The following is a 2,770-nucleotide window of genomic DNA, read 5'->3' as shown; positions in this document are numbered from 1 at the left end:
TGGAAAAAGCCAGGCTTTTAGCAGAGGAATCCTATCAAGAAGCATCTCAAGCAATCGAGATGGAAGAGTCCGGTGTCCAACCAGACAAGACTACGGTGACAGCTTACAATAAAGCCAAGGAAGCTTTGGAGAAAGCTAAAAAGGTAGAACAGACTGCTCGAGATGTGTTAGAGGCTACAGAGGAGATAATTGAAAAAATTGGCTATGTTCAAAAAGCAGAAACTCAATTTGAAAAAGCAAACGATTCTTCTGAGAGAATAATGCTCGAGAAAAAGACATTCGATGCGATGCGTAAAATAGACTATAAAGCATTGGATCTCATGATTGAAGAGGTAACCGATGAGCTGAGCTACCTAAGCAAAGCCACGCGCAAATTGGAGGATCTTGAGCAAACTGTGGTGAGTGAATCAGTTGAAACGAATCCTACAATAGAAAAGGACAGCAAAGCTGTTAAGCAAGCTTTGAAGGATGCCCAGGGATTAGAAGAGACTGCTCGACAATTTTTAGTAACGTTGCAAACGGTAAGAGCTCAAAAGGATCTTGAGACCATTTCTGAACATAATTCAAAAATGCAGGAACATCTGGAAAAAGTAGCAAAATCTACAAAATACGTAGAGAGTCTACAGGAAAAGTTTTCAGACTTGATGCAAGGGCTAGAGAATGGTGAATATGAAGAAGATGATATAGACTTTGCCTTGGAAGATATAGCTGAGACTTTGACTAAAAAGATCAGGGGGATGGAAGAAGCCACGAGAGTAGCGACTGATCACTATAACCAGATGTCTCAATTGGTTAAAAAATTGAGCAGTCTGGCGTCGAAATAGGAGAAGATACGCGGCTCGCTTTTGATCAAGCTAAAACAGCCTTAGAGAGTGCACAAAAAGAAGAAATTAAGGCTCGAGCACTGTTAATGAATGTCGAACAAGAAATTACTCGAATTAAAGAAACGCCAACAGTCACTGTAGAGGAGGAGTTGGATGACGAGAACGAGGTGTTTTTTGATTTTGATAATGATACTGAGGTGGAAAAACGCCCAACAGTGAAAGAAGTGGAGACTCAAAAATTAACTACTATAAAGAGTACCCAAGCCGCCATCAAAGAGGGGTTAAAAGAATTGATAAATGGAGATGATGATCCTCAGCCTCCTATTTCTCCCGCCGCATAGCTTCTGAATGAGCTGGTGGCAGTAGAATTAAACGAGCTCTAACGCCATCAATTTTGGTTGTGCAGGTTGTCTTAATAGGTCAGCAAGTAAGTTTCGAAATCTTTTTTAAACTCATTGCTGGCCTGATAATGTAACAACGCTATATTGATATCACTCAATAATTTAACATCCTCCCTATTAACGGCAATAGCAACACCCAAACCTAAATACAAGGGCTCACCAACGAATTGGATTAGTCCTGATGAGTGCTGATACCAATGCTCTGCAATATGATGAGGCATCAAGGCGAAGTCTATTTTTTTTCGCAACAGTGCCTGGACCAGCGTGTCGTGTTGCTTAAACAAAATAATTTTTGCCTTCAATGTTCCAAGCTGCTCAATCTGTTCCGCAAGTGCCTTGTCAGCCATACCAATTTTTTCTTAGTAAAGGTCGTTGTTTCATCCGATTGCTCAACTTTCCTCAGAGAAACAAAGCGCACTTTACTGGCTAGATAGGGTGATGAAAAGTTGACTTGGTTAGCGCGGGAAACCGAAATAAGAATTGAACTGGCTGCCACATTAGCCTCGCCATGCTCTACGGCATCTAGCAAATGTTTGTCAGGAATAGCCACAAACTGGCAAGGACGTTTTAACTCTTTGCAAACATATTGCATCATCGCGATATCAAAGCCATGAAAATGCCCTTGGTACTCCTGAAGAACGAAGGGCGGATCATAAACTGAAACAGCAATTTTCAATGGGGTCCCATAAAGGGGCATACTCAACAATACAATCAGCACAGTCAGGTAGCGAATTGCTTTCATCAGGCTCATCCTGTTGCCATTATACTTCTGAGTCTATCACAAGATTTACAAAAATATTTAGGTATCGAGAGTTGTATGAGTAATTTTATCCATAGTAAATCCCCAGATATCTATTTAGGATGCTGTTCGTTCTGTTTTTTATTATGTTGTCAAAAAAGCATCAAAAACGTTTCAAAATCACAAGATCTATTGGAGCGAAGAGTAGATGCCAGATATTACTGATACATTCTAGCTACAGTCCTTCTTTACCTGCGGTTGTGAGACGTATGCAATGGGAAATACAATGAGAATAGCGGGTTTAGATAAAGGCTGAGAGAATCTCAGCCTTTAATTTAGATAGGACTAGATAATCAGTACATAAAGCGCACCAGGACCGCGAAGTACTTGAACCAACAGTTGCTGTTTCTTTTGTTGGGCTATAGTCTGTAGCGCTCTAACATTGGTTGTTGACTGTTTATTAGCGGCAATGATGATGTCGCCAGGTCTTAAGCCGGCTCGCCATCCGGCACTGTTTTCAGACGCTCCAACAACTTGTATACCAGTTACATGTCCGTGCAAAGGAGAATCTTGTTCAAAATTCTTAAGAGCAAGGCCATATAGGAATGGGTTACTGGCTTGTAGTTTTTGCTCGTGCTTTTTAATATCGGTGACAACCGCGCTTAACGTCATTTCTTTGTTGTCGCGCTTAACCGTTATTCTGGCTTCACTGCCGACGCGTAGCAATCCGATCGTCGTTTTTACCTGAGTAGCCTGTGTTATGTTGGTATCATTAATTTTGATAATGATGTCACCAGGTTTTAAGC

The 2,770-nt window shown here is 41.0% G+C and carries 5 protein-coding genes; 2 read left to right on the top strand and 3 right to left on the bottom strand.

Annotated features, from left to right (window positions below; all coding sequences use genetic code 11):
* Together BN58_RS31770 and BN58_RS12455 are read left to right on the top strand one after the other, a co-directional pair.
* A partial coding sequence (locus BN58_RS31770) for a hypothetical protein (protein ID WP_019217122.1) occupies window positions 1-824 on the top strand: 824 nt, incomplete at its 5' end.
* Window positions 825-910: 86 nt separating this feature from the next.
* Complete coding sequence (locus BN58_RS12455) at window positions 911-1,165, top strand: hypothetical protein (RefSeq protein WP_019217121.1); 255 nt, start codon at window positions 911-913, stop codon at window positions 1,163-1,165.
* A gap of 71 nt (window positions 1,166-1,236) precedes the next feature.
* Here the strand turns inward: BN58_RS12455 and BN58_RS36190 are convergent, their stop codons facing one another.
* The 3 genes from BN58_RS36190 to BN58_RS12440 all read right to left on the bottom strand — a co-directional run.
* A complete protein-coding gene (locus BN58_RS36190; RefSeq protein ID WP_026069447.1) occupies window positions 1,237-1,527 on the bottom strand; it encodes a type 2 periplasmic-binding domain-containing protein in 291 nt (96 codons plus the stop codon).
* On the bottom strand, window positions 1,524-1,976 hold the full coding sequence (locus BN58_RS36185; protein WP_026069446.1) for a transporter substrate-binding domain-containing protein: 453 nt from the start codon (window positions 1,974-1,976) through the stop codon (window positions 1,524-1,526). Before BN58_RS36185 ends, BN58_RS36190 begins: the two co-directional genes overlap by 4 nt.
* A gap of 333 nt (window positions 1,977-2,309) precedes the next feature.
* A partial coding sequence (locus BN58_RS12440; RefSeq protein ID WP_019217120.1) for a PDZ domain-containing protein occupies window positions 2,310-2,770 on the bottom strand: 461 nt, incomplete at its 5' end.

It is taken from the genome of Legionella tunisiensis (genome assembly GCF_000308315.1).
Lineage (GTDB): Bacteria > Pseudomonadota > Gammaproteobacteria > Legionellales > Legionellaceae > Tatlockia > Tatlockia tunisiensis.
The sequence above is the reverse complement of the archived record's forward strand: the minus strand, read 5'-3'. Positions and strand labels throughout refer to the sequence as shown.